This is a genomic window from Shewanella sp. H8 (assembly GCF_040285065.1).
In the GTDB taxonomy this organism is placed as follows: domain Bacteria; phylum Pseudomonadota; class Gammaproteobacteria; order Enterobacterales; family Shewanellaceae; genus Shewanella; species Shewanella polaris.
Genome location: NZ_CP157213.1, coordinates 2889009 through 2913679, shown reverse-complemented (window position 1 = coordinate 2913679; position 24671 = coordinate 2889009). Strand labels below are relative to the sequence as shown.

Annotated in this window: 17 protein-coding genes; 8 read left to right on the top strand and 9 right to left on the bottom strand. The window is 41.9% G+C overall.

Features of this window, described 5'->3' with window-relative positions; all coding sequences use genetic code 11:
- Positions 1 to 50: 50 nt before the first annotated feature.
- Positions 51 to 1145, bottom strand: coding sequence for a GNAT family N-acetyltransferase/peptidase C39 family protein (locus ABIS04_RS12620; RefSeq protein WP_350431286.1), 1095 nt, complete (start codon positions 1143 to 1145; stop codon positions 51 to 53).
- A 74-nt stretch (positions 1146 to 1219) separates the two neighbouring features.
- Between ABIS04_RS12620 and ABIS04_RS12615 the strand changes: the two genes are divergently transcribed.
- The gene (locus ABIS04_RS12615) at positions 1220 to 2671 is read left to right on the top strand and encodes a RimK family protein (protein WP_350431285.1); all 1452 of its coding nucleotides are present in this window, start codon (positions 1220 to 1222) and stop codon (positions 2669 to 2671) included.
- Between the two features lie 110 nt (positions 2672 to 2781).
- On the opposite strand, the gene ABIS04_RS12610 is transcribed toward ABIS04_RS12615, so the two are convergent.
- Entirely contained in the window at positions 2782 to 3654 is an 873-nt protein-coding gene (locus ABIS04_RS12610; RefSeq protein ID WP_350431284.1) for a GGDEF domain-containing protein, read from the bottom strand.
- A gap of 161 nt (positions 3655 to 3815) precedes the next feature.
- Between ABIS04_RS12610 and ABIS04_RS12605 the strand changes: the two genes are divergently transcribed.
- The 6 genes from ABIS04_RS12605 (at position 3816) to mdoH (ending at position 15366) form a co-directional block, all read left to right on the top strand.
- Positions 3816 to 5768: a monovalent cation:proton antiporter-2 (CPA2) family protein gene (locus ABIS04_RS12605; protein ID WP_350431283.1), complete on the top strand. Its 1953-nt coding sequence runs from the start codon at positions 3816 to 3818 to the stop codon at positions 5766 to 5768.
- Positions 5769 to 6059: 291 nt separating this feature from the next.
- Entirely contained in the window at positions 6060 to 7184 is a 1125-nt protein-coding gene (locus ABIS04_RS12600; RefSeq protein WP_350431282.1) for a HupE/UreJ family protein, read from the top strand.
- 156 nt (positions 7185 to 7340) lie between these two features.
- Complete coding sequence (locus ABIS04_RS12595) at positions 7341 to 7619, top strand: hypothetical protein (RefSeq protein ID WP_350431281.1); 279 nt, start codon at positions 7341 to 7343, stop codon at positions 7617 to 7619.
- A 242-nt stretch (positions 7620 to 7861) separates the two neighbouring features.
- On the top strand, positions 7862 to 11074 hold the full coding sequence (locus ABIS04_RS12590) for a DEAD/DEAH box helicase (RefSeq protein WP_350431280.1): 3213 nt from the start codon (positions 7862 to 7864) through the stop codon (positions 11072 to 11074).
- Between the two features lie 582 nt (positions 11075 to 11656).
- A complete protein-coding gene (locus tag ABIS04_RS12585) occupies positions 11657 to 13231 on the top strand; it encodes a glucan biosynthesis protein G (RefSeq protein WP_350431279.1) in 1575 nt (524 codons plus the stop codon).
- Positions 13228 to 15366 carry a glucans biosynthesis glucosyltransferase MdoH gene (gene mdoH / locus ABIS04_RS12580; RefSeq protein WP_350431278.1) on the top strand — a complete coding sequence of 713 codons (2139 nt, stop codon included), beginning with the start codon at positions 13228 to 13230 and terminating at the stop codon, positions 15364 to 15366. Before ABIS04_RS12585 ends, mdoH begins: the two co-directional genes overlap by 4 nt.
- A 135-nt stretch (positions 15367 to 15501) precedes the next feature.
- Here the strand turns inward: mdoH and ABIS04_RS12575 are convergent, their stop codons facing one another.
- Together ABIS04_RS12575 and ABIS04_RS12570 are read right to left on the bottom strand one after the other, a co-directional pair.
- The gene (locus tag ABIS04_RS12575; RefSeq protein WP_350431277.1) at positions 15502 to 16506 is read right to left on the bottom strand and encodes an NADH:flavin oxidoreductase; all 1005 of its coding nucleotides are present in this window, start codon (positions 16504 to 16506) and stop codon (positions 15502 to 15504) included.
- 8 nt (positions 16507 to 16514) lie between these two features.
- A complete protein-coding gene (locus ABIS04_RS12570; RefSeq protein WP_350431276.1) occupies positions 16515 to 17129 on the bottom strand; it encodes a LysE family translocator in 615 nt (204 codons plus the stop codon).
- Positions 17130 to 17337: 208 nt separating this feature from the next.
- Here ABIS04_RS12570 and ABIS04_RS12565 point away from each other — a divergent pair, with 208 nt between their 5' ends.
- The gene (locus ABIS04_RS12565; RefSeq protein ID WP_350431275.1) at positions 17338 to 17805 is read left to right on the top strand and encodes a tRNA-uridine aminocarboxypropyltransferase; all 468 of its coding nucleotides are present in this window, start codon (positions 17338 to 17340) and stop codon (positions 17803 to 17805) included.
- A gap of 188 nt (positions 17806 to 17993) precedes the next feature.
- Here ABIS04_RS12565 and ABIS04_RS12560 read toward each other — a convergent pair whose 3' ends face one another.
- The 5 genes from ABIS04_RS12560 to ABIS04_RS12540 are packed head-to-tail and all read right to left on the bottom strand — an operon-like array spanning position 17994 to position 24660.
- Positions 17994 to 20630 carry a glycoside hydrolase family 3 C-terminal domain-containing protein gene (locus ABIS04_RS12560; protein WP_350431274.1) on the bottom strand — a complete coding sequence of 879 codons (2637 nt, stop codon included), beginning with the start codon at positions 20628 to 20630 and terminating at the stop codon, positions 17994 to 17996.
- A 13-nt stretch (positions 20631 to 20643) separates the two neighbouring features.
- Positions 20644 to 21369: a DUF6445 family protein gene (locus ABIS04_RS12555; RefSeq protein ID WP_350431273.1), complete on the bottom strand. Its 726-nt coding sequence runs from the start codon at positions 21367 to 21369 to the stop codon at positions 20644 to 20646.
- A gap of 5 nt (positions 21370 to 21374) precedes the next feature.
- Positions 21375 to 22868: a tryptophan halogenase family protein gene (locus ABIS04_RS12550; protein WP_350431272.1), complete on the bottom strand. Its 1494-nt coding sequence runs from the start codon at positions 22866 to 22868 to the stop codon at positions 21375 to 21377.
- A 44-nt stretch (positions 22869 to 22912) separates the two neighbouring features.
- Entirely contained in the window at positions 22913 to 23932 is a 1020-nt protein-coding gene (locus ABIS04_RS12545; RefSeq protein ID WP_350431271.1) for a cupin-like domain-containing protein, read from the bottom strand.
- Between the two features lie 5 nt (positions 23933 to 23937).
- Positions 23938 to 24660, bottom strand: a complete 723-nt coding sequence (locus ABIS04_RS12540; RefSeq protein ID WP_350431270.1) for a SapC family protein — start codon at positions 24658 to 24660, stop codon at positions 23938 to 23940.
- Positions 24661 to 24671: the final 11 nt, after the last annotated feature.

Sequence of the window (24671 nt, the reverse complement as noted above, 5' to 3'; positions counted from 1 at the left end):
ACGAAGTTTGAAAAACCAGTCGTGGCCGCAGGCCATAAAAAACATAATCATTAAGCCAAAGATGACTTCACCACTAAACAAGAAACCTGTTTCTGCTTCCCATATTGCATCACCTGCGCCAGCTCTGACTGACTAATGGGTACATACGCCGCGTTAATCGCATCTTTCTGCACTTCAACAAACGGGTCGTGGATAAACATAAACTGCTCGTTATAACCGCTTAATATCACCCAGTGTGGGCCTTTCTCACCATTAAAGCGATAAGTGCTGATCATCAACAACACCGCATACGCGCTGTCAATCCAATGTTTAATTTGAACTAGTGTAGGTGCCGCGTTGTGTATCTCAATACCTTGTGAAATCAACTGTTGGCAAAAATCGTCATGTACAATGGTGATGACGTCTTTTTTATTACTATCACGCACGCTATCAATAAAAGGGACCGAGGTTGATTGGCTGTACATCTCAATTTGTAAACCACGTTTAATTGCTGCCAACGCCAAACCATGAACACTGCAACCGCCATGGCCGCTAGTCATAAAAATCGTGGTGGCTTCGCGCCAAATACTCAGCTCATCTATTCTACTGGGGTGATATTGCGGTTTAACCGCTGTCATTGCCATCATTAAACACGCTGCGCCACAGGTGAAGGGCGTCGTTTGCACGTACAACGGCATGTTAATCACTTTACTCGGGCCTGGTGGATCTAAGCGTTTATGCATGCGTACGCCATCGGCCAAGTCATCGTAATAATGCACTAAGGTTTTGAGAACTTTATAGCCCATTTTTATATAAAGATTTTTTGCGGCGATATTGTCGTTTCGTACTTCTAGGCGTAATGTAATGAAACCACGCTCAACCACCTCATGCTCACATTGAGTGACCAGTTTAAAGGCAATGTTTTGGCCTCTAAATTCACTAGCAACGGCAATAGAGTAAAGTCTAGCGAGGCGAGTACCACGATGAAACAACACCAAAGCATAGCCTGCGAGTGTGCCGTCTATGTCGGCCACTAATAAGCAGTCCAGTGGTGAGTTGATAAAACGTTTCATCTGCCGAGAACTGATTTTATCGCCGCTAAATGCATTATTTTCAATTTGGTTAAGTTGGGATAAATCGCTGAGAGTGGCTTGACGAAGCAGCATGAGTCGGCTCGAGTTAGCAAACATGATAATGGCTTAATTTACGCGCTAAACCGCACAAGAGGCAACAGATATTTATGGCTCATTTTTTAATTGTCACCGACGATGTTAATGATTGGCGTCCTTATTTACCCAGTGATCATATGGTCACGGTTCATGATTATTTAGAAATGGGCGCATTTGCAGATCAAAGTGCCATGCAAGTGATTAACTTGTGTCGCAGTTATGACTATTTAAGTACCGGTTATTACTGCTCTCTCATGGCTGAAGCTCGCGGTCATAGAGTGATCCCTAGGGTAATGACCATTAATGATTTATCTCAAGACCGTTTTTTTAGTTTGCCGCAATCGGACTTAGATAAGCTACCAGATACTGTGAATGAAGTGACCATGAAGCTATTTTTTGGCTATTGTGATAATCCGTCACTGGAAAAGCTTGCGCGTAAAATATTTGAACGTTTTACCGTGCCTGTATTGCAGGTAAGTTTGTTAAAAATGTCAGGTAAATGGCAAGTTAATACTATTGAGCCTGCGGCGTTTCAAGACTTAACCGATTCAGAACAAGATTTATTTGCTAAGTATCTTGAAGTGTTTTCGCAAAAAGTATGGCGTTTACCGAAACCGTCGAAACGTTATCGTTATGAAATTGCCATGTTGGTGGATGAAAATGAGAAAATGCTGCCATCAAACAAAGGCGCTCTCAAGCTATTTACTAAATCAGCTAATCGTATAGGTATGGATCTGGTTCAAATTGGATCTCATGATCTGGCTCGATTAAGCGAATTTGATGGCTTGTTTATTCGCTCAACCACCAATATCAGCAACTTTACCTATCGGTTTGCTAAAGCGGCTGAGCAACTTGGATTAGTCGTAATGGACGATCCTGAATCCATCATGAAGTGTACTAATAAGGTATTTTTAACCGAGCTATTAAATAAACATAAAGTGCCTGTACCTAAAAGTTTGATTTTTAAAGCCTCTGATAAAAACTGGGCCGATAATGTTATTGATACCATAGGGTTACCAATTGTACTGAAAGTACCCGACGGTGCATTTTCGCTTGGGGTTGTTAAAGTGAAAGACCGTGAAACCTTACTCGAACAAGCTGCAATTATCTTTGAGCACAGTGCATTAATCTTAGCCCAAGCGTTTATGCCGACTGATTATGATTGGCGTATCGGGGTGTTAAATCGTCAGCCAATTTATGCCTGCCGTTACTTTATGAGCCGTGGTCATTGGCAAATTTACCAACATCATCAAAGTGGTCGTGTCAGTAGTGGTGATTTTGACTGTATAGACTTAAAAATGGTGCCGCAAAATATTGTCGATGCAGCGGTTAAAGCGTCTAATTTAATTGGCGCGGGTTTGTATGGTGTCGATTTAAAAGAAATCGATGGTAAAGCCTATGTGATTGAAGTGAATGACAATCCTAGTATTGACCATGGAGTAGAGGATTTGTTTTTAGGTGATTTAGTTTACGACCGTGTAATGACGGAGTTTTTAAGACGTATTCAACTGCGTGGAATGTAATGTCATTTTAATGCAGTTATCAGAGACCTTATTGATTGATATAAGGTCTTTTTTTACAATTAGTTGTCAGTTTGGATGGTAACTTTTATATTACTTATCCCGAGTTCAGGCTATTTATCGCAGATTCGATAACAATTGCGACCAGCTGCTTTTGCTGCATACATTGCTTTATCTGCTCGTTCGTATAAATCTTCTACCTCTTGCTGCGGTAACGACTCCGCAACGCCGAAACTGCATTGAATGTTATATTCGGTGAGTTCAGCATGTTTTGGCATCATTTCTATAATACGTTCGCATACATTTGCTGCCGCGTGGGATCCGCCTTGGGTAATTATGACAAATTCGTCACCACCGATCCTGAAAGCTTGGTCTGTATTACGAATGGCCTGATTGATTAACTCTGCAAAACCAACTAATACAAAATCACCCACTTTATGGCCGTGTACATCATTAAGTTGTTTAAATTTATCTAAATCTAAAACAATTAACGACACTTGCCCTTGCCGGCGATTGACTCGTGCTAACGCAATATCAATAGCTTGCCGATAATAGTAACGGTTACCTAAGTTAGTTAATGCGTCAAACATGGCTTGATTTGACATATTTTGATACTTTAACGCATTATTTAACGGCTGAACTAACACACTTTCAAGTCGTTCTAATGTTTGTTTTTGTGACGGCGTGAGGGGTACTGATAACTGATATGTTATGTAAAACATATCATTAACAGTACGTTGTAGTTCAATACCGTAGTGACGTCCCCAAACAAATTTTTGTTTATCTAGGGTCAACTGCACTCCTTTGACAGGCAAATGTTGTCCTAGGGTTTTGCCGAAATAGGCAAAAACTGTCCGAGGATCTAAACTTCCATGTAGTTGTTGAATTACTTGAATAAGGTCTAATTCAGATTCCGTATTCAAGTAAGTGTCTGAACGATACCAGTAATCCTCAGGATATAATTCTGTTGCTATTGAAAAATCCATTGTATTTGTTCCAGTACGTGACAACTAATTACTATGTTAATAGCAATAATCGTGCCTATGAAAATTTTTCTATAGTTATTAATTGGTTATTGTTTTACTGTAGTAGAATTAAAACGTTTAATTCCCTTTCGACAGTTTTTTGACAAGGAGCCTAATCCCGAATGGAACACAGCATTTTTATCCATATTTTGTTGATGCTTGTGATTGCTATTGTGGCGATTGCATTGTTACGTAGACTTGGCTTGCCAGCTATTTTAGCTTATTTGTTGACCGGGGTTGTGAGTGGCCCCAATGGTTTCCATTGGTTTACCCAGTTACAAATGCAATCAGTGGCTGAGTTAGGTGTTGTACTGTTAATGTTTACCCTCGGCCTTGAGTTTTCAGTACCTCGATTGTGGGCAATGCGTCGCACCGTTTTTGGTTTGGGTAGTGCACAAATGCTGTTAACGGCTTTTGTGGCTGGCGGTATTGCTATGTTGGTTGGGCAAAACTTAGTCGCTGCAGTGGTGATTGGGTCTGCTATCGCGCTATCGTCGACAGCCATTGTGTTGAAGTTGCTTAATGAACTGGGTTGGTTAAGACGAAAGCATGGCGAGCTGTCGGTTAGTGTGTTGTTGTTTCAAGATTTAGCGGTAGTGCCGTTATTGATTTTAATGCCGCTGTTAGCCAAAGGCGGTGCTGAAATGAGCTTCAACAATATCGCCTGGGGATTACTCACCGGTATTTTGGCCTTTTTAGGATTAATGTCATTTGGTAAATGGATATTGCCGCGGATTTTTGACGAAGTGGCACGCTCACGTTCAAATGAGTTATTCGTGTTATCAACCTTGGTTGTAGCCCTAGTGACCGGGGCGTTTACCCAATGGCTTGGGTTGTCGATGGCATTAGGGGCTTTTATTGCGGGGATGTTGTTGGGTGAAAGTCAGTATCGACGCCAGTTAGAAGCTGACATTAGGCCATTTCGTGATTTATTAATGGGCTTATTTTTTATCTCTATTGGTATGCTGTTAGATTTCAATTTAGTGATGCAATATTGGTGGCAAGTATTATTGATTTTGGTCGGCGTGGTGTTAACTAAAATATTGATCGTGCATGGTTTGCTTAAACTTGTGGGCGAAAATACCAAGGTATCGCTCAGTACCGCAATCAGTTTAGGCCAAGTTGGTGAGTTTAGTTTTGTATTGTTAGCATTAGCGGTAAATTATCAATTACTCGAAACCGAAGTGAGTACCGTGTTAGTTGCCGTGGCGGTGATTTCAATGTCGATAGCACCTTGGTTAATCCGTAATAGCGTTGATATTGCCAAAAAGGTCAGCGGCAATAAATTGTCTTCTAAACAAGAAGCAATAGAGAGAGCATTGCCTCCTTCTGATAGCGGTGATGCAGTGCTTATTTTAGGTTATGGCCGTGTGGGGCAAACCATTGCCCGTTTTTTAAAAACTGAAGCAGTGCCTTACATGGTTATGGATTTAGATCCTACTCGGGTAACAGAGGCGAGGGCAGCGGGTGAGAATATTCATTTTGGTGATGCCTGTAGGATGGCACTATTAAAGAATATGGGCATACGCCAAGCCAGTTTGGTGGTCGTGACGTTTTGCGAGCCAAGACAGTCTGAAGAGTGTTTAGCCGTGGCGCGTAAGCTTGCTCCTGACGTAAAAATATTGGTGCGTACTCGTGATGATAGTAATTTGCATGAGCTGAAAGACGCAGGTGCTACACAAGTTATACCAGAGTCGCTTGAGGGCAGTTTGATGTTAGTGTCGCAAGTGTTGTATAAATGTGGCGTGCCATTACCTCGTATCATTAAACGCCTTGAGTCTGAGCGGCGTAATCACTATCAATATCTACATGGCTTTTTTTCGGGAACTGAAACTGACTTCACCTTGGATTTATTGCACGCGGTGTCATTGGCTTCTGGAGCCAGTGCGGTAGGTAAAAAAGTTGCCGATATTCCGTGGCAAACTTTGGATGTAGAGCTTCGTGCTGTACGCCGTAAAGGGGAGGAAATAGATCCGCCACCACCAGAGTGGGTGTTAACTCGTAATGATATTTTAATGCTGGTGGGTAAACCGCGCAGTATTGAGAAAGCGGAAGAATATTTACTCCAAGGCTAAGGACTGTTGATTATCTTAGAAACACCATAGCGAACCTATGGTGTTTTTTTATAGGTTTGTTTAATGCATTGATGTTTTATAATTGACTTCCTAGGTTGTTTATCCACATTTTTTTGTAAACGTTAATAAGTACTTTACTGAATAACAATAATCTGGCAGGTAGAAGCTTTTGTATAACTGATTGTTTTAATAGCAAGCTAAAGCATTGTTGGGTCGCGCTATTAATGATAAAACGTTAGTATTACTCGCCGTCATCTTTGTCTCGACAACATAGTCTGTAAGGACCCTTTAGTGAAACGATATAGACAATTCCTTAAGTTGTTCACCAGCAGTGTATTATTGCTTTCGATATTATTTTGTTATAGCAGTTTTGCCCATCAAATGAGCACCAGTTATTTGTCCGTTAACGTGGATAAACAAGGGCAAATACAGGGGACTTGGCAAGTGGGATTTTTTGATATCAATCAAATTGTTCCTATGGATGATAACCAAGATGGCGAGATCACTTGGGCAGAATTACAAGCCCATCATGTGGCTGTGGTTGATTATTTACAATCTTCTTTAGCCATTGGTCGACAACAAGATTGTCCGCTGACTTTTAAAGACGCCCAACAAATTGATCAGCATTTTAATGAAGGCTATTTAGTCGCCTCGTTTCAAGCTGAGTGTAATAGTTCGGGGGTGTTATCCATCAATGATCAAGCCTTTTTTGATATTGATCCCGATCATCAAGTGATTGTGACTATTACCGCGCCCGATCATCAATACGCTCGTGTAATCAATAACGATAAGCCAACAATATTGGTTAATTTAGGTGAAAGTCAGGCCAGGGCTACGTTTACTGAATATGTTTATCAAGGCATGATTCATATTTGGAAAGGCACAGATCATATTTTATTTTTGCTGGCATTGTTGCTCACTTGTGTATTGGTTCGAGAACAAAAAAAATGGCATGCAATCGATAACCCGAAACAAATTTTTAAAGATACCGCGTGGATTGTTACCGCATTTACGTTAGCGCATTCAGTCACGTTAACTGCCACTGCGATGGGAGTCCTTAATTTCAGTAGCCATTGGGTTGAGCTTGGCATCGCATTGTCGGTGTTGTTTGCCGCCTTAAATAATGTGTGGCCAATTGTATTGCGATTAGGTTGGATCACTTTTGCGTTTGGCTTATTACACGGTATGGGATTTGCTGGAGTATTAGGTGAACTTGGATTACCTGAAAATCAAAAATTATTAGCGATTTTAGCATTTAATGTTGGCGTTGAAATAGGCCAACTGGCTATTTTAGCAGTAGTTTTGCCGTTATTGATATTTATTCGCCATACCCTCTGGTATCGAAACTGGGGTGTACAACTTGGCTCTGTCGCGATTGGATTGATGGCAATACAATGGTCTGTTGAGCGTTTTTAATGAATCATTAATTTTTTATAGTTACCATTTTACATGGCAGATATTTTTTAGCGTGATAGATCGAATAAGATTTTTGAACGTATTGTTATAGGCAAATAGAGGCGTTAAATGATTGTGTTTAGTTGGGTTGTTTTATCAATAATAACAATGAGTTTTTTGATATATAAATTGAATATGATGACCCAAGGTATTTGCCAATATATTCAGCTTTACTATCCTGACGAGTATCAACGTTGTCATCAAATGAGCAGTAAAATGGAGCCGGCACAAAAGTATACTCAAATTCTGTTGATGGAGTCGTTTCATTCTGGTCATTTATCATTGTTGCAAGATCCTGCTTTACAGCGATTAAGATATCGATTAACTCGCTTAAAAACTTTGTTTTTACTTTCGCCTTTTTTATTGATGGTTGTGATTACCATCATCACCTATTGATGGCGCAGATGGGTTCAATGTGAAATTTTTGTTTGTTAATCAAGATCGACAGTCAATTTTAATCTTGGTGTACTTTGGCGAAGCCATTACTGTGCTATTGCAATATATAGACTATATCGGCGAGTTTTTTGCTCTAAACATCAGCAAAGCCTAGATATTATCTGCTTTCTTCCATAGAATGGTAAGTTAACTTTTTATCAGCAGCCATTGCTTATTTTGCTGCGGTTTTATTAGGTATATTGATGTCGGCGAAACTGTTTAATCTTCCCATTAAGCTCTCATTAGAGATGATTGCGAAACTGTTTTCGGCCCCCCAAATTCAAAAAGCGCAAAACTATTTGATCCAAGGCCGTGTGCTAGAAGTCACTGCTAGTAGTGATAACCATGACATTGAAGCCTATGTTCAAGGTTCTGCAGCAGAGCCATATCGGCAAGAAATCACCCTAGTGAATGTTAATCACAAAATTGTGATGCGTTCTTATTGTACTTGTCCTGTCGGAACCAACTGCAAACACGTTACCGCAGCATTGCTGGCTCTGGTCGATAAAAAACCCGTTGAAGAGCAACGGATCCACCAATGGTTACGTCAACTTGACGAGCAAAAGACTGTTGCAGAGTTTGACGTTGAGGATGAAGAAAAAGACCGCATTATTTATGTGTTGTCCAATGATCCCCAAGGTATTTTTGTTGAATTTAAACGCAGTAAATTAAATAAAAAAGGTCAATTTAACAAGGGCAGTAAACTTGCTTTGGCCGATATTCGTTACAGTATGCCGTGGTGGATCGATCCCGAAGACAAGCAAATTATCAGCTTATTATTATCATCAAATAATCATGGTTCTAAAATTTACATTGAAGGTGAAATTTCATTTTTAGCAATTACAAAAATGCTGGCTGCAGAAGTGTGTTTTTGGGAAGAAAATCGCACACCGTTAACGTGGGGCAAAGCCATAGTGCCTGAGTTTATTTGGCTTGAGCATGATAAAAAACACACCCAAATGCAAATGCGTATGCCAGGTCTGGAAAATTGGGAATTTATCGCCACAGTGCCACCATTATATGTCGAGTTAGATTATTTGCATTTAGGTCAAATTGACACTGATTTGCCGGTAAAAAAATTGAGTTTATTGCAGCACATGCCGCCCGTTCCATTAGCTCAAGTTGATGCGATTAGCCATAAAATGCTGCAGCACTTTTCTCCTAAAACGGTACCGGTGCCAAGTGAAATTGATTTTTGTGAAATTACGGATCCATTACTGACTCGATTAACCTTTACCCGCGAGTTTTTTGCCGGCAGTCAGATTATGCAACCGGTTATTCGGGTGGATCATTGTTATGGCGAAATAATATTTAATGCCAGCACTAAACCTGAACGTATTAGTCTTGTTAAAAAAAATCAGGTTCAGTATCAAGTACACCGTGATACTGAAAAAGAACTTGCCGCATTGCAATCATTAACTGATGTTGGTTTGGTGACACTAGAGCCTGAGAATGTTTTAGCGAGTTCCCAGCAAGCTTATTATGTCAGTGTTGGTTTATTACCAGAATCTATCTTCGAATGGTCTGAATTGACCAGTAACGGTCTTGATGCATTAAATGCATTAGGCATGGAGATTCATTTTGACGATGACTTTGACTTACAAATTACCGATGCTCAGCTAGATGTCGACCTCGTAGACGATGATGAATCAGGTTGGTTTTCATTATCGCTCAGTGCCGATATCGATGGCCAAAGCGTACCTTTATTAGCGTTAGTGGCGCGTTGGTTACAACAAAATGGTGAACCAGCGGATGATGATGAATTACTGCTACCGGGTCCTAATGGTGGCTTTATTAAGATTAAAGCTAAAACCATTAAGCCACTAATTAGCATTATTCAAGAATTGTTTAATCGTCATTCTGGTGATGTTATTGCTATCCCCCGTAACCGTGCACATATTTTGAATGATTTATCGGCCAGTGACGTGCGTTTGCTTAATGGTGAACGAGTACGCAACCTAGCCACAAAACTGGCAGAGTTTAAAGGTGTCGTTCCCGTAGAGTTACCTGCTGGTTTACATGCAACGTTACGTGATTATCAAAAGCAGGGATTTGATTGGCTGTGTTTTCTTAAAGAATATCAATTAGGTGGCATTTTGGCAGATGATATGGGCCTAGGTAAAACCATTCAAACCTTGGCTTTTTTACTGAAAGCTAAGCAAGACGCGACGATACGTCGCACCAGTTTAATTGTTTGTCCTACCAGTTTAGTGGGTAACTGGTTAAAAGAAGCCCATAAATTTGCACCATCGCTGAATGTCGTGGTGATCCACGGTAGTAAACGCCAGTCGTTATTAGAGCAAATTAACCAGTTTGATGTGGTGGTAACCACTTATCCATTAATGCTTCGAGATGAAGCCATTTACAGTGAATATGTGTTTGAGCACATTATTTTGGATGAAGCACAGCAAATCAAAAATGCGCAAGCCAAAGTGACTCAAGTGATTAAAACCCTCAAAGGTAAGTTTCGCTTATGTTTATCTGGCACACCGCTTGAAAACCATTTAGGCGAGCTAAAGTCGTTAATGGATTTTTGCTTACCGGGTTTATTAGGCCAACACACTTACTTTAATAAAGAGTTTCGCGGCCCAATTGAAAAACAAGCCGATGTAGAAAAGTCGCAGTTATTGAGCCAACGAATTGCCCCTTTTATGTTGCGTCGAACGAAGAAAGAAGTGGTTTCTGAGTTACCCGAAAAAACGGTGATTATTCAAACTTTGGAACTTGAAAAAGACCAGCGTAATTTGTACGAATCTATCCGTTTAGTGATGGAGAAAAAACTGCGTGAATTATTTGCTAAAAAGGGTGTTTCAAGTAGCCATATCGAATTTTTAGATGCACTGTTGAAACTACGTCAAGCTTGTTGCGACCCACGTTTAGTGAAGCTTGAACAAGCACAGCAAGTTAAAGACAACGCTAAAATGACGTGGTTAATTCAAAACCTGCCAGACATGATTGAAGACGGTCGTAAAATTCTTATCTTCAGCCAATTTACCGGTATGTTGGCGCTCATTGAAGATGAACTAAAACGCTTGGCCATTAGCTATAGTAAGTTGACTGGTCAAACTCGTGATCGTCAAACTCAAATTGACGCGTTTCAGGAAGGCGATAATTCAGTGTTTTTGATCAGTTTAAAAGCGGGCGGAACAGGGCTTAACCTAACCGCTGCCGATACTGTTATTCACTTCGATCCTTGGTGGAACCCAGCGGCAGAACGTCAGGCAACCGATCGAGCTCATCGTATTGGTCAGTTAAATCCGGTATTTGTGTATAAATTGATTGCTCAAGGCACTGTTGAAGAGAAAATTCAAGAAATGCAGCAGCACAAACAAGGTTTGGCTGACAGTATTTTATCCGATGGCACTCAAGGTCCTTGGAAGGGGAATGCCAATGATTTATTGGCTTTGCTCAGCTAGCTTTTGGCGATCTCGTCTACTTTAATCAACGTACATTGGCGCTACAGGTTTACTACACCAACTCAATATGTCATATGTTGAGTTGGTGTTTGGTTCTATATTGGTTTTGTATTTCGACCAAGTATGTTTGGAGTGTTAAAGATTATTCATATAGTAGGGAAATTACTCAAAATTCTTAGATTTTTCTGTTAATACTAGAACAACTGTTATGTTCAAGTTACTTGGCATTGATCTTTAGAAAAAATCGGAGTGATGTTCATAGTGTTAAGTAAACTAAATTACTTCTGTCGGAATACTGCCATTAAGCTGCTCTTTGTCCTACAACTGTGTTTCATTAACTTATCATAGGCTCGCGATTGATATGTCAATGTGCCTTGTTAGTAAAACAAATGACCAGTTTGATTTGAAATAGACCCAATATTCTATTGTTAACTAATTTATCCCACACCTTAACCCGATCTGAAGTTAAGTCGAGCTCAATGATCTTCGATTAAAATCATATTTCTAGATTTAGACATTAGCATGATGTTGTAATATTTTGTTGTGAAATTATTTTGTGAATTTTCAATAAGGAATTTTGATATGTTCTGCAATTCACCAGTTAAACAAATGGTTGATGATAGATTTTCTGTGAAAGCTTTGGTTAATCTTGCTGTATTACTTTTGTTAGTATCATGGGCAAATGTTATTTATGCAGAAACGCCAATCTCCAAGCCTGATAGTAAGCCATTCTCCCATGACGCAGTCGTAGAAGTTGCTCAAAAACTGTCCCAGACCCCCTTTATCGAACCCAAACAAGCCCCCGAAGCGCTGACTAAAATAGATTACTCAACCTATCGTCAAATTAATTTCCAACAACATGCCGCTATTTGGGGCAATGCGCCCACGCCTTTCTCGATACAACTATTTGCTCCTGGGTATATCTATAAACAGTTGATTGATATCGACGTGGTCGAGAATGGTAAATCATTTCCGGTAGAAGTATCTGAATCATCCTTCAGAGTGCCAGATGAATCAATTGGCAAATTACTGGAGCAAGTCGGTAAATATGCAGGGTTTCGTTTGCATTACCCGATCAATCGCGATGATTATAAAGATGAATTTCTGGTGTTTCAGGGCGCCAGTTATTTTCGTGGGGTCTCTAAAGGGCAAGCGTATGGGTTATCTACCCGAGGACTTGCCATCAATGTTGCCGATCCTAAAGGTGAAGAATATCCTTTATTTAAAAAGTTTTGGATTGAACGACCATCAAGCCACCAAGAGGCGATTGTGGTCCATGCGTTACTAGACAGTGTGAGTGTAACAGGAGCCTATCGTTTTGCTATTTACCCTGGAGATCCGACCAGAATGGGCGTCGATGTTAAGCTTTTCCCAAGGCTGGATGTTAAGAATGTGGGGCTGGCTCCGTTAACGTCAATGTTTATGCATGGCGGCATCGATCGCGCTGATACTGCTGATTACCGTCCAGCGGTACATGACTCTGAAGGCCTGCTAATGGAAAAAGGAAATAGTGAGAAAATTTGGCGGCCACTGAATAATCCTCGTGGATTACAAGTAAGTTCTTTTATGGATGAGAATCCTAAAGGATTTGGTTTGATCCAGCCACATCGAAAATTAGATTATTATCAGGACCTTGAAGCAAATTATCATCTTCGTCCATCGGCTTGGGTTGAACCAACGGGTGATTGGGGCAAGGGCAGAGTCGAACTGGTTGAGATCCCATCGGATTCTGAAGCCAATGACAATATTGTTGCCTATTGGAAGCCAGAACAAGGCTTGAAAAAAGGTCAGCCATTCACTTACTCATACCAATTGACCTGGGTGGATCAGATCCCTAAAACCGAAGGCAAAGTAAAAGTGGTTCGAACTGCTGGTGGTCGTAAATTATCGACAGATAAAAATGAGATCGTTATCGATTACAGTCACATCAATGCCAACGATGTCAGTCATATTCGTGTCGATGCCAGTATCAGCAGTGGCGCTATTTTAGAATCACGTATTGAGTCTAATCCCAGTGTTGATGGTGCCAGAGTTTTTATCACGTTCGATCCTCAAGATGCTGAAGTTGCAGAGTTACGTGTACAGCTAAGTAACAAAGATAAACCGCTTGGTATGACATGGCTGTATCGCTTTACTGCAGAGGACTGGCCTTTATGATAGACAATAACAATCCTCTATCTGCTCACGTTAACGATACCTATTGTGGTGCACGTGCGTTGCCAGATGAATCGCCACTGGAGATGTTTCGTCATGAGGTTTCTGAACCGGGCCACAGGTTGAATCCGAGTCAACAAACTGTGTGGTTTACGCTTCGAACATTTGTTGCACGGTTATTTGTGTTTATGGTCACCGCGGGTTTATCTACTTATGGCATAAGAGAAATGTATTTGGTGCTTAATACCAATGCAATTACCATTTTGCAAATGGTTTTTTTGGTGTTGTTTAGCATTAACTTTCTGTGGGTTACTTTTGCTTTTTCACAGGCACTATTGGGTTTTCTATTGCATCTCAAACCGCGCCTGATTAAAGAAAATGAGACAGAACCCAATTTCAAAACGGCGGTATTGCTACCTATTTACAATGAAGATCCGCTGCGTATTAGGGCCACAATAGAGGCGATGAGTGCAGATTTAATCTCTACCGCAGCGGGTAAATATGCTTTCTTTATTCTCAGTGACACTAATCGAGCTGATGCATGGATAGCTGAGGAACAGGCTTTTCTAGATCTTATCAATAACAGCCAACCTCAGTGTCCGGTTTATTACCGTCGTCGTCACCAAAACAGTGAACGTAAAGCCGGTAATATCGGTGATTGGGTTCAGCGTTGGGGCGGTGATTATGAGGCCATGATAGTGCTTGATGCGGATAGCATCATGAGTGCAAAGTCGATGGTGACATTATCACGTCGTTTAGCTGGCGCACCTGGTGTGGGACTTATTCAAACCTTACCGACACTGGTGTTTGCCAATACGCTTTACAGCCGTTTACAACAGTTTGCTAATCAATGTTTTGGTCCTATTTATGCCGAGGGTTTGTCGGCTTGGCATGGTTTGTCATCAAATTTTTGGGGCCACAATGCCATTATTCGCACCAAAGCATTTGCCCAATCTTGTCATCTGCCTATTCTGTCCGGTAAAGCACCTTTTGGCGGCCATGTACTAAGTCATGACTTTATCGAAGCGGCGCTACTGCGTCGTGCAGGTTGGGGCGTGCGTTTTGATACTGATATAGAGGCTTCATTTGAAGAAGCTCCACCGTCGTTAATTGATGTGATGATCCGTGACCGACGCTGGTGTCAGGGTAATTTACAACATTCAGCATTTATGTTCGCTCGCGGTTTTTCATTGCCGACGCGGTTGCATCTTTTGTCTGGGGTGATGTCTTACCTGAGCGCCATTTTTTGGTTGGCCCTGATAATGGTCGGGCTTGCTATTGCGGTTCAAGCTGCATTTATACGTCCGGAGTATTTTGCTAATCCATCGCTGTTTCCAACCTGGCCTGTGTTTGATTCTGAGCGCGCGTTAAGTTTGTTTGTGGTGTCAATGGCCATTGTGCTGGCACCTAAAGCATTTGGCTGGTTTGCTGCCTTGATTAATATTTCGCGGTGTTTACGATTTGGCGGGCCAATACTGTTAACTCTGAGTACCTTGTTGGAAATGATCATGTCTGCTCTGTATGCACCTATTCTGATGGTGTCGCAGTTTGGCGTGGTGTTGTCTATATTTCGCGGCAAAGACAGTGGCTGGATGCCTCAATCTCGAGACGATGGAGCATTGAGCTGGATGTCAGTGATGCGTGCTCATCTTGGTCATACCGTGTTTGGGGTTGCGCTTGCTTTGACCGCACTATCGCTCAGTACAGAACTCTTTTACTGGTTATTACCGATTACGATAGGGTTGATGCTATCGATCCCTTTGTCGTGGTTGAGTGGCGGCGCGAGGCGAACTAAATGGATTAAAACAGTCGGATTACTGCGAGCGCCTGAAGAAAAAAAACCAGTTAACATTTTGGTTAAAGTTAAGGAAACCGAGGCTAACTTGTCACATCTTCGACACATGCATCCGTTCAGTCGGTTGGTTAATAATCCTTTATTACTTAAATGGCACCTTGCTCAGTTACCAGACTTAGGTGAACAAAAACCGACGTTTTATGCCCCGAGAATTATTGCAGAATGGAAATTAAACCATGCTGAAAGCTTACCGCAATTAGAATCATGGTTAGAACCCGCAGAGGTAATAGCATTATTAAGCAATGCGGATTATCTACAGAAATTGAAAACAATCGGTCATTAATTTCTATCACTCGTCTTTGCAACAAGTACTAAAAAGCCCCTCAACAACGCGTTATTGAGGGGCTTTTTCAGCAATTAAGATTAGATTTAGGCTCTAGATCATCATTTCGCGCGAGCCATTGCTGACGTTACAGCATTATTTATGTTGAGCCATCACTCGTGTTGCAAAATCACTTGGTCCGGCCAAAATAGCCCGGCCTATTGCCACTAAATCGACTTGCTTAGTCGCTAAAATGGTTTCGATGTAATCAATGCTTTCAATACCGCCAACACCAATGACTGCTGCGGTGGTCGCGCCTGTCAGCGGCGCGGCATCTTCAACTAAAAAGCCTTCGCCCCGTTTGTCTTTAGGGCGATTCCAGCCGCCAATGCCTGATGATACGTTAAGTATTTCTACGCCAGCATCAACTAGCCATCGGCTAACGTGGCCCATATCGGTATGAGACAAACCTCCGGGATAACCGTCTTGCCCAGGAATGCGTGTCATTACCGCTAATCTTGGCGCCGCTTGTTTTATTTTACTGACTATTTCGAGCAATATTCTGGCGCGATTTTCAACACTGCCACCGTATTGGTCTTGGCGTTGATTGGTCAGCGGCGATAACCACTGATTGATGCCGTAACCATGGGCACAATGGATTTCGACTAAATCAAAACCAGCTTTATCCGCTCGAATAGCGCCATTAACAAAGTCTTGTTGCCAAGTCGCGATATCCTCCAATGTCATGGCGCGAGGAGTGGGTAATACCCGATCATATGCTGGCACGGTTATGCCAGAAGGGCCCATTATATCGGTGCTAATACCGGCACTGTCTTTACCGCCACAATGGGTTATCTGTAAGCCTGTTTTAACATCCATTTGATGTAATAACTTGGCAATGTTACTGAGTCCGGGTAAACACGCGTCATCATGTACACCCAGTTGATTAGCTTCACTGCGACCAGCAAGATTGACATGGCTGTACTCTACCATTACTAGGCCAGCGCCAGACTGGGCTAAGTTTTGATAATGGCTAAAGGTTTGTTCGGTAGCTAAACCATTACTGTCAGCCGTTTGTGATGCCATTGGTGGTACCACAACACGGTTTTTTAAGGTTAATCCACTTGTTAAGGTTAATGGGGTAAAGCGTAACGCGGTCATTGATAATCCTATATCGTAATAGCAACTAAAATGCCTGAAAGCAGCATGATAGAGCCTGCTATACGATTCATTATGGTTGTAAAATTGGGTGAGATAAAGAGTCGTTTAGCACCCGATGCGAGGTAAGCGTAAGCGAGGTTTACAGAACCAAAAGCGCAGGTTGCAATAGTGAGTATTAGGATAACGTCGGTAAAGCTGACGTGATTCATCGGTACAAAAGCAGGAAAAAAGCTGACATAAAAGATTAATGCTTTAGGGTTGCTTAGGGCGATAAAGCTGCCTGTGAGGATGTTTTTAAACTGACTGACTCTTAATGCCGTTGTTAATTTAGCGCCTTTAGCCGTTGCGCGCAGCATATTGAATCCAAGCCAACATAAATACAGCGCACTGGCATATTTTATCAGCTCGAACGCTGGGCTTATGGCGTTAGCAATAGTAGATAAGCCAAAAAGTGCTAACAATATATAGAGAAAATCACCAAGCAATACGCCAAACGTTATTGCTGCGCCGTGACTAAATCCATTTAACAGTGATCTTGATACCATCGCAAATACTGCGGGGCCAGGCACTATAGCTAAAATAAACATGGCAAAAAATAACGCGATAACTTGCTGGAATATCATTAGCTGATTTCAACTCGGATTAAAGGACGTGTGACACAAAATCGATTTTGGCGATTATAGCTTAAATTGATGGTGCAAATGTACTGCAAAGAATAACGTAATTCTATTAGGGTATATTTTTATCATGTTGGCATAGTTGCTGTTTTATGATTTTAGCATCGCTGTGTTACATTATGCAGATAAAGCATTCATTCGGTTAGGTATTATTGTGAATATTATTTTGTTAACCCATACTCGCGAAGTGTTGCGAGCCAATAATACTGGGCAGTTGGTGTCTAAGGTATTAGGTGAACGAGCCCGAGTGGTTGAATGGCACCGTAAACAACCAGATGTAGCGTTATTGAGTTTGATTGCAGCTGGTAAGGTGGGGTTGGTATTCCCAAGCGATGAGACTGTGGCAGTGACTAATGTATCGTCAGCATCTGCAGAGTATTTAGTGCTTATTGATGCGACGTGGCAAGAAGCGCGCAAGATGTTTAATCAAAGCCCTTATCTTAAGACTTTACCTAGCGTTGCATTACAAGCTTCTCAGGCTTCGATTTATCCATTACGGCGTAATCAGATAGAAGGCGGTTTATGCACCGCAGAATGTGTTGCTTTGCTGCTGGAACATGCTGGTGAGCCTGTATTGGCTAAACAACTAACCGATCAGTTAATGGCATTTATTGAGGATTAATGTTTAGTTGAGATTGGCGAGTACCTGCACCACAATGTTTACGTTACACAGGTAGAATATATTGGCAGAACACGGGTACATAAAGCTGTGTCCTGCCTTTTTGCTGGTGTATAAAGCAGACTTATCGTCAGTAAACTTAATGCAAGTAAACTTATTGTCCATAAAGAATGCTAGCAAGTCACAAGCTATTATTTAGCCTTATTCTGATAGTCAAAAGTTTTGCGTAAGCGAATATCGGCAACCGATGCGCCAATCATTACTTTAAACTCGCCAGATTCTGCCAACCAATCATTAGTGTTAACGTCCCAGAATGATAAATCACGTTGAGTGAGGGTAAAGCTAGCTGTTTTCGTTTCGCCGGCTTTTAACCAGAGTTTATCAAAACCTTTTAGTTCTTTAGTGGGGCGCGGAACACTGGCTTTTGCATCGTGTAAATACAACTGCACTACTTCAGCGCCATCCACTTTACTGGTGTTGGTAATATCTACACTGACTGTCATAGTGTCATCGCCAGCAATACTCGCACTTGATAGCTTGATGTTTTGGTAACTGAACTGGCTGTAAGACAAGCCATGGCCGAAAGCAAACAAAGGTTTAATTTGTTGTTGCTCAAACCAGCGGTAACCAATAAATACCCCCTCAGAATACAACGACTCGGTTTCGTTATAGTCATTTAAGGCAATCGGTGCTGTATCGGTGAGCTTTTTCGGTATGGTTATTGGCATTTTACCACTTGGATTGGTATCGCCAAATAACATGTCTGCGTAAGCATTACCGGCTTCCATACCACCATACCAACCCCAAGCTATGGTGCTGGCTGTTTCAGCCCACGGCATTTCAACCGCTGAACCACCAATCAAAAACACTATTGTGTTTGGGTTGGCGTTAAGCAGTTTAGTTATCACTTCGTCTTGCTGGCCGGGTAAGGTCATGTTTGGGCGGTCAATCGATTCACGATCGTCAGCATGGCTTAAGCCACCAAAATAAATGACAGCGTCTGCTTTTTTTGCAGCGGCTAAATACTCTTGTTCACTATTGTATAAGCTGTTGGGTGTTTCCCAGCCTAATGTGGCTTGTTTGTCGCCTTGGTAGCGTAAGCTAATCGCATAGGTTTCGCCCGCGGTTAACTTGACTGTATTAGTTATCACTTTTTCCGAATTTGCTGTGGTTGTATTGAACAGTGGTTTGTCGTTAATGTATAACGCTACTTTGCCATCTGCTTTAATATTAAAGCTGTGGCTGCCTGATTCGATAGGTTTAAGGCTTGCTTTAATTTCAATAACTTGGTTTTTTCCTTTGGCATCAAATTTCGGATCGGCGATCCATGATTCGCTGGCCAGTTGCTTCATTTCATTGTCTCGGTAATAGTTAATTTGCCAAGACGGGGTGCCTGTCCAATGGCGAGTGGTGAGATAGTCATTCGGAATTGGCATAAAGTCGCTGCTGGCTGGGCGCATAAAAGTAATATCGACTTTGTCACCGAGTTTGGCTTTTAAACCATCAAGCGGGCTAATTTCATATAAAGCTTTGACTTCAGATGAGCCACCACCAAAACCATGTCGCTTATCGGCATTAGGGCCTAACACCAATACCCGTTTGAGTTTATTCGGATTAAGCGGCAGAGTGTTAGTGTCATTTTTTAATAGCACGATACCGTTAGCGGCAATGGTTTTGGCATCATTACGATGTGCTTGAGTGTTACGCTGACCCGATAAGCGCTGTTTATCCATCATGCCGATACTGAGTTGTACCCTTAAAATACGGCGGACTTTGTCATCTAAAACCGCCACGGGTACTTTGCCTGCGTTAATCATGTCCAATAATGGTTTAGCTAAAAAGTAATCGTCGAAATCAGCGACATCGGTACCCATTTCAATATCAAGGCCATTCATTGCGGCATCATAGGTATTGATGTCGACATTCCAGTCGGTTAATAACACGCCTTGATAACCCCATTCACCTTTTAATATTGTATTGACTAGGTGAGCGCTTTGGTTGGCATTGGTGCCACGAAACTCGTTATATGCGCCCATAATGGCATGCACATTGGCTTGTTTTACTGCAGCCTCAAAGGCGGGTAAATACACTTCTCGCAAGGTACGTTCATCCGGTTTGGCGTTTACCCCAGTACGATTTAATTCCTGAGTGTTTAAGGCATAATGTTTTACAGTCGCGCCAACATCATTAGCTTGAATTGCTAACACTTCTGGCACCACTAGGCTGGCGGCTAAATATGGGTCTTCGCCCATGTATTCAAAGTTGCGCCCATATAATGGCAACCTTGCGAGGTTAACCCCTGGGCCAAGAATAAGGTCTTTATTACGATGGCGTGCTTCTGCGCCTAATACATTGCCGTGTAGGCGCGCCATATTAGGATCCCAACTTGCTGCAACAGCCGTAAGTGGTGGTAAGTAGGTAGAATAGTCGTTTGTCCAGCCAGCAGGTGCCCAAGAATCTCGTTCTATTTCATAACGTACTCCGTGTGGACCGTCAGACATCCACATTTCATGTATGCCTAAGCGCTCAATCGCTGGGATATGAAACTTACCCGCAGCGTGCACCAAGGACACCTTTTCAGCCAGTGTGAGCTGTGGTAATAAACGGTTAATTTCATCATCGACATTACTGATCCGATTGCCAATACGCAGTTTTTCACTGTCTGACAATGTTGTTAATGCATGCAGCATTTCTGGGGTGATATTTGGGTGGGTGGCAAATGCGCTCGGAGTGACACTGAATAAACCAATTACAAGCAATGCAGCATGGGTTTTATTCCGTTTATGTTTATAACGAGTAGGCATAAATGCCCAAAGCGGGTTAATCATAACGAGATCCCTGTTATTGAAAATTGATAAAGATATTGGCGGTCAGACGGCCAGAAGTCGGGTTGGCATCTATGTCGGTTTGTGGGTTTACCAGAGTTGAATGAAGCAAGTTTCCAGGGTAAATCACTAAACGATTAGGGCGATATTCTATTTGATGATACAAGCTGTAATGTTCATCGCTGGCGACAAAGTAACTGGGTGACGTTTGTTTTTTTTCATCGAGAAAAGGCTGTGCTTTAGTAAAATAAGCGTCGATGTTTTCTGCAGTTATCCGCTCATAATTGGTGGCATTATGTCTAAAAAAACCGGTATCGCCATGTGAACCATCATTTAGATAATGCAAAATGGCAAAGTAATGCGGGCTTGGGGTATCAAAATGTGGCAAGCATTGCAGCGGTGCTAGGCTTTCTGGTTGTTTGTCGATTAACGAATAAACACATTGTTGCGGCTTTAATCGTAACTGGGTTGGAATACGATAAACATCATAAATCAGCTGAAACACCGCATTAATAACCTCGATGATATATTGCCTTGGTAATGCAGTACGTTGCCCAGGGTAATATGAACCTGGGTCTCGACTGAATTGACTGTCGTTGATGGCGATATCAATTAGCTTGGAAATATCATCAGCAAAGTTGTCAATAATGATGACAGGCGTTTGTTGTAGGCCAACGTATTGCACCTGTGGTGCAATGTTGTTGACCTCTACAATCGGCTTTGTAGTTTCTGATGCTGACATCCGCTTTAGCCTTGCATCGCCGTTGATTTACAATAATGTTGCACAAAATCATGGTGAGCAGGCAAGGTGTCGACTTTTCGTTTTACGGTGGCTTTAATGCTGTTTAAAAAGCTTTGTAATTCAGCTTCTTCCATCATGTCGACAATTGGGTGGTACTCTTTAGGTTCTAGACCTTGTCCCATCATGACTTGGATCCACGAGCTTTCACCAAATAGCTCGTTACCGTATTTGTATACCTTGCCAGACTGACTGAACATGTCGATACGATGTTGTAGTGACGCTGGAATTGGCATGTTTTTACAATAACGCCAAAAGCGGCTGTCTTCGCGGTCAGTCACTTTATAATGGAGAATAATAAAGTCGCGAATATTATCCATTTCTATCTTGGTTTGTTGATTAAATTCATCTACGTCAGCCTGAATAACCCCATGTGATGGGAATAGCTGTAATAAGCGCACAATACTGCGTTGGATCATATGAATGCTGGTGGATTCTAATGGTTCTAAAAATCCTGCTGATAAACCCACAGCAATACAGTTTTTATTCCAGTGCTGACGGCGAGTGCCGGTTTTAAACTTGATTACCCGTGGTTGATTGATAGGTGAACCTTCAATATTGTTTAATAACAACTCGGTAGCATCGACATCCGACAGGTATTTACTGCAAAATACCAGGCCATTGCCAGTACGAGTTTGCAATGGAATGCGCCATTGCCAACCTGACTCACGAGCAATCGATCGCGTGTAAGGAATCGGTTTCTGTACTGCTTCTGTTTGTACTGCAATAGCGCTGTCGCAAGGCAACCAATGACTCCAGTCTTCAAAGCCAGTATTTAAGGTTTGCTCAATTAATAAGGCTTTAAATCCGGTGCAATCGATAAATAGATCGCCTTCAATTAACTCACCATTTTCAAGTTGTAATGCCTTAATATTGCCCGAGTCGTCATGCTGTAACACATCGGCAATTTTGCCTTCAATACGAGTTATGCCATGTTGTTCAGCAAATTTACGCAAAAACTTAGCGTAAAGGCTGGCGTCCATGTGGTAAGCATGGTTGTAATCTTGGTTTGGCAGTACTGCAAAACGGCCCTGGCGAGCCGCTAAGTGTTCGGTGCAATAGTCACCAATTTCGCTAACCATATTTTGTTGTTGGCCTTTAAGCCAAAAGTGTTGGAAACCACATGCCCAGCAGTCTTTGCCTAAAAAACCAAATGAATGTAAATAGTCTTTATTGACGTCATGCCAGTTTTCAAATTGAATACCGAGCTTAAACGTGGCGTTGGTGGCCGCCATTACATCTTGTTCTTTTAACCCCAGTAAACGATGAAATATATGCAGGGTAGGGATGGTGGCTTCACCGACACCAACAGTGCCAATGTCGTCCGATTCAACTAAGACAATATCAAGGTTTTTACCCAATAGTTTGCTAAAGGCGGCGGCTGCCATCCAACCTGCGGTACCACCACCGGCAATCACTACTTTTTTGATTGATTTATTCATCTTGGCATCCTATTTAATGTCTTAGTTTCTTGCTGTGTTCAGCATTATCGTTTTAATTTGTTGATTAAATCTGCACGCAATTTACGGGCGTTTAACTCATCTAATGGCTTGGTTAACATGCCTTTGGCGTTGTCGGGAATATGGCTTTCATCGACGTCGTCATGATCGAAAACATAATGATCGAATAAGGCTTTCCACGCCTGGCGTTGTGCTTTAGGTAATGATCGTAAACTGAGCATGCTGTGCAGTAGAGCATTATTCGGTCGACCTAAATAGCCTGGAGTATCGCGCCACCAATGGGTAATGAGTACGTTAAAGTTATCAACGCCGCGAACATGGTGCCACCACATGCTAGGAATAAATAACACATCACCAGGGCTTAGTTCTGCGGTTAGGCTGGCATCTAATGCCTGTAGAAAACGCGGAAAACGTTCAAAGTCGGGATTCGCCATATCAACCAGACTGATGTCTTGGCCTCCGGGTGCCAGTTCCATTGGGCCAACATACAAGTTACTAATTTGTTCGGGTGGAAATAGGGTAAAAGTGCGCTTTCCTACCACGTTACACGCTAGGTTTAGCGGAAAATCATAATGAGCCGCCACCTTGGTTTGATTGCCCAACCAAATGCTGGTTAACGGTTGCATAGGCGCTAAATCTAAACTATTTTCTGCTCCTAAACCGGGTAAACATTGGTGGATATCCGTCGAGCCCATGTACATTCCCGCAGGCATGTCTTTAATCATTTCTTGGGTTAATCGGTCAAGCAGTTGATTAAAATCCAATCGGCCAGCTTGATAATTAAAACCATCAAGTTGTTCATTGTAAAACACTCTACCTTGTTGCTCTGGCGGGATATAATAAGCGGTAACAGGCATGCCTTGATAAAACTTGCGCAGGTAATTCATCGCACTTTGTGCTGACTCTAATCCTGCTTGGACTAACGGCCAATGGTGACACAGCCCTTTAAATACCATAGGTTTGTCGGCATCACGGATCAAGTCTATGACGTCTTCTAATGTACATTCATTGATGTGTTCGACGTGCTGAGTCTGAGCCGTTGTCATCACTATTAACCTTGAGCATTTTTAAGGTTAAGTAATTCACGGACTTTGCTTTGCGATGCTAGTGCCATGTATATGGCTTGTAAGTATCCTTGCTGATGCAATGCGCCCAGCGTTTCAGCTGACAACGTCGCTAAGGTATTTTCGTTAATGGTATAAAAGCCAATCATTTGATGTTTTTGGCCATTGTCTAATTCGATGTCTAAGGTGAACGATTCGAGTAACTCATGTTGAACTAACACATCAATGAAATGATTGTTATCGATGAGTCCATGATGAATGGCTTCAAGCATTTCACCGACCTCATCTAATAATGGGGTGTTACCGCCATAAGGTAAAAACAACGCTTCACCTTCTGATTGGCTCACTCTAGGGTGAGATAAATCAACGTGAATAACACGCTGTTGATGTTCAATACCATCTTCTTGTACTGTTTGTTGACCAATCAAAAATGGCTGACGGCGTACGCTTAGCGGGATATATGATGCGTTCCAACCAGCGTCAGATAAAAATAGATTTTCATTCTGCTGAAAACCAAACAATGCTACTGAGTAAAACTGACCCGTGGCAGCGTCTTTATGAAAGAAAATAGGGTAATGAGCTTGCACGCTGCGAAATTCTTGTGGAAAGGTCAGGCTGAACCAAAGGTTGTCGCCTAATGCGGCAGAGCGAGTGGTAATAACCTTAAGGTCTTTATGATCGATGCTGTTGAGTAATACATGTTGGCTCATATTGATGTCCT

Bases quoted from the DNA above. Each gene is read 5' to 3' on its own strand.
- ABIS04_RS12615 (WP_350431285.1), top strand. From the start codon at position 1,220: ATGGCTCATTTTTTAATTGTCACCGACGATGTTAATGATTGGCGTCCT.
- ABIS04_RS12605 (WP_350431283.1), top strand. From the start codon at position 3,816: ATGGAACACAGCATTTTTATCCATATTTTGTTGATGCTTGTGATTGCT.
- mdoH (WP_350431278.1), top strand. From the start codon at position 13,228: ATGATAGACAATAACAATCCTCTATCTGCTCACGTTAACGATACCTAT.
- ABIS04_RS12545 (WP_350431271.1), bottom strand. From the start codon at position 23,932: ATGACAACGGCTCAGACTCAGCACGTCGAACACATCAATGAATGTACA.
- ABIS04_RS12590 (WP_350431280.1), top strand. From the start codon at position 7,862: ATGTCGGCGAAACTGTTTAATCTTCCCATTAAGCTCTCATTAGAGATG.
- ABIS04_RS12610 (WP_350431284.1), bottom strand. From the start codon at position 3,654: ATGGATTTTTCAATAGCAACAGAATTATATCCTGAGGATTACTGGTAT.
- ABIS04_RS12560 (WP_350431274.1), bottom strand. From the start codon at position 20,630: ATGATTAACCCGCTTTGGGCATTTATGCCTACTCGTTATAAACATAAA.
- ABIS04_RS12540 (WP_350431270.1), bottom strand. From the start codon at position 24,660: ATGAGCCAACATGTATTACTCAACAGCATCGATCATAAAGACCTTAAG.
- ABIS04_RS12585 (WP_350431279.1), top strand. From the start codon at position 11,657: ATGTTCTGCAATTCACCAGTTAAACAAATGGTTGATGATAGATTTTCT.
- ABIS04_RS12550 (WP_350431272.1), bottom strand. From the start codon at position 22,868: ATGAATAAATCAATCAAAAAAGTAGTGATTGCCGGTGGTGGTACCGCA.
- ABIS04_RS12620 (WP_350431286.1), bottom strand. From the start codon at position 1,145: ATGCTGCTTCGTCAAGCCACTCTCAGCGATTTATCCCAACTTAACCAA.
- ABIS04_RS12570 (WP_350431276.1), bottom strand. From the start codon at position 17,129: ATGATATTCCAGCAAGTTATCGCGTTATTTTTTGCCATGTTTATTTTA.
- ABIS04_RS12555 (WP_350431273.1), bottom strand. From the start codon at position 21,369: ATGTCAGCATCAGAAACTACAAAGCCGATTGTAGAGGTCAACAACATT.
- ABIS04_RS12575 (WP_350431277.1), bottom strand. From the start codon at position 16,506: ATGACCGCGTTACGCTTTACCCCATTAACCTTAACAAGTGGATTAACC.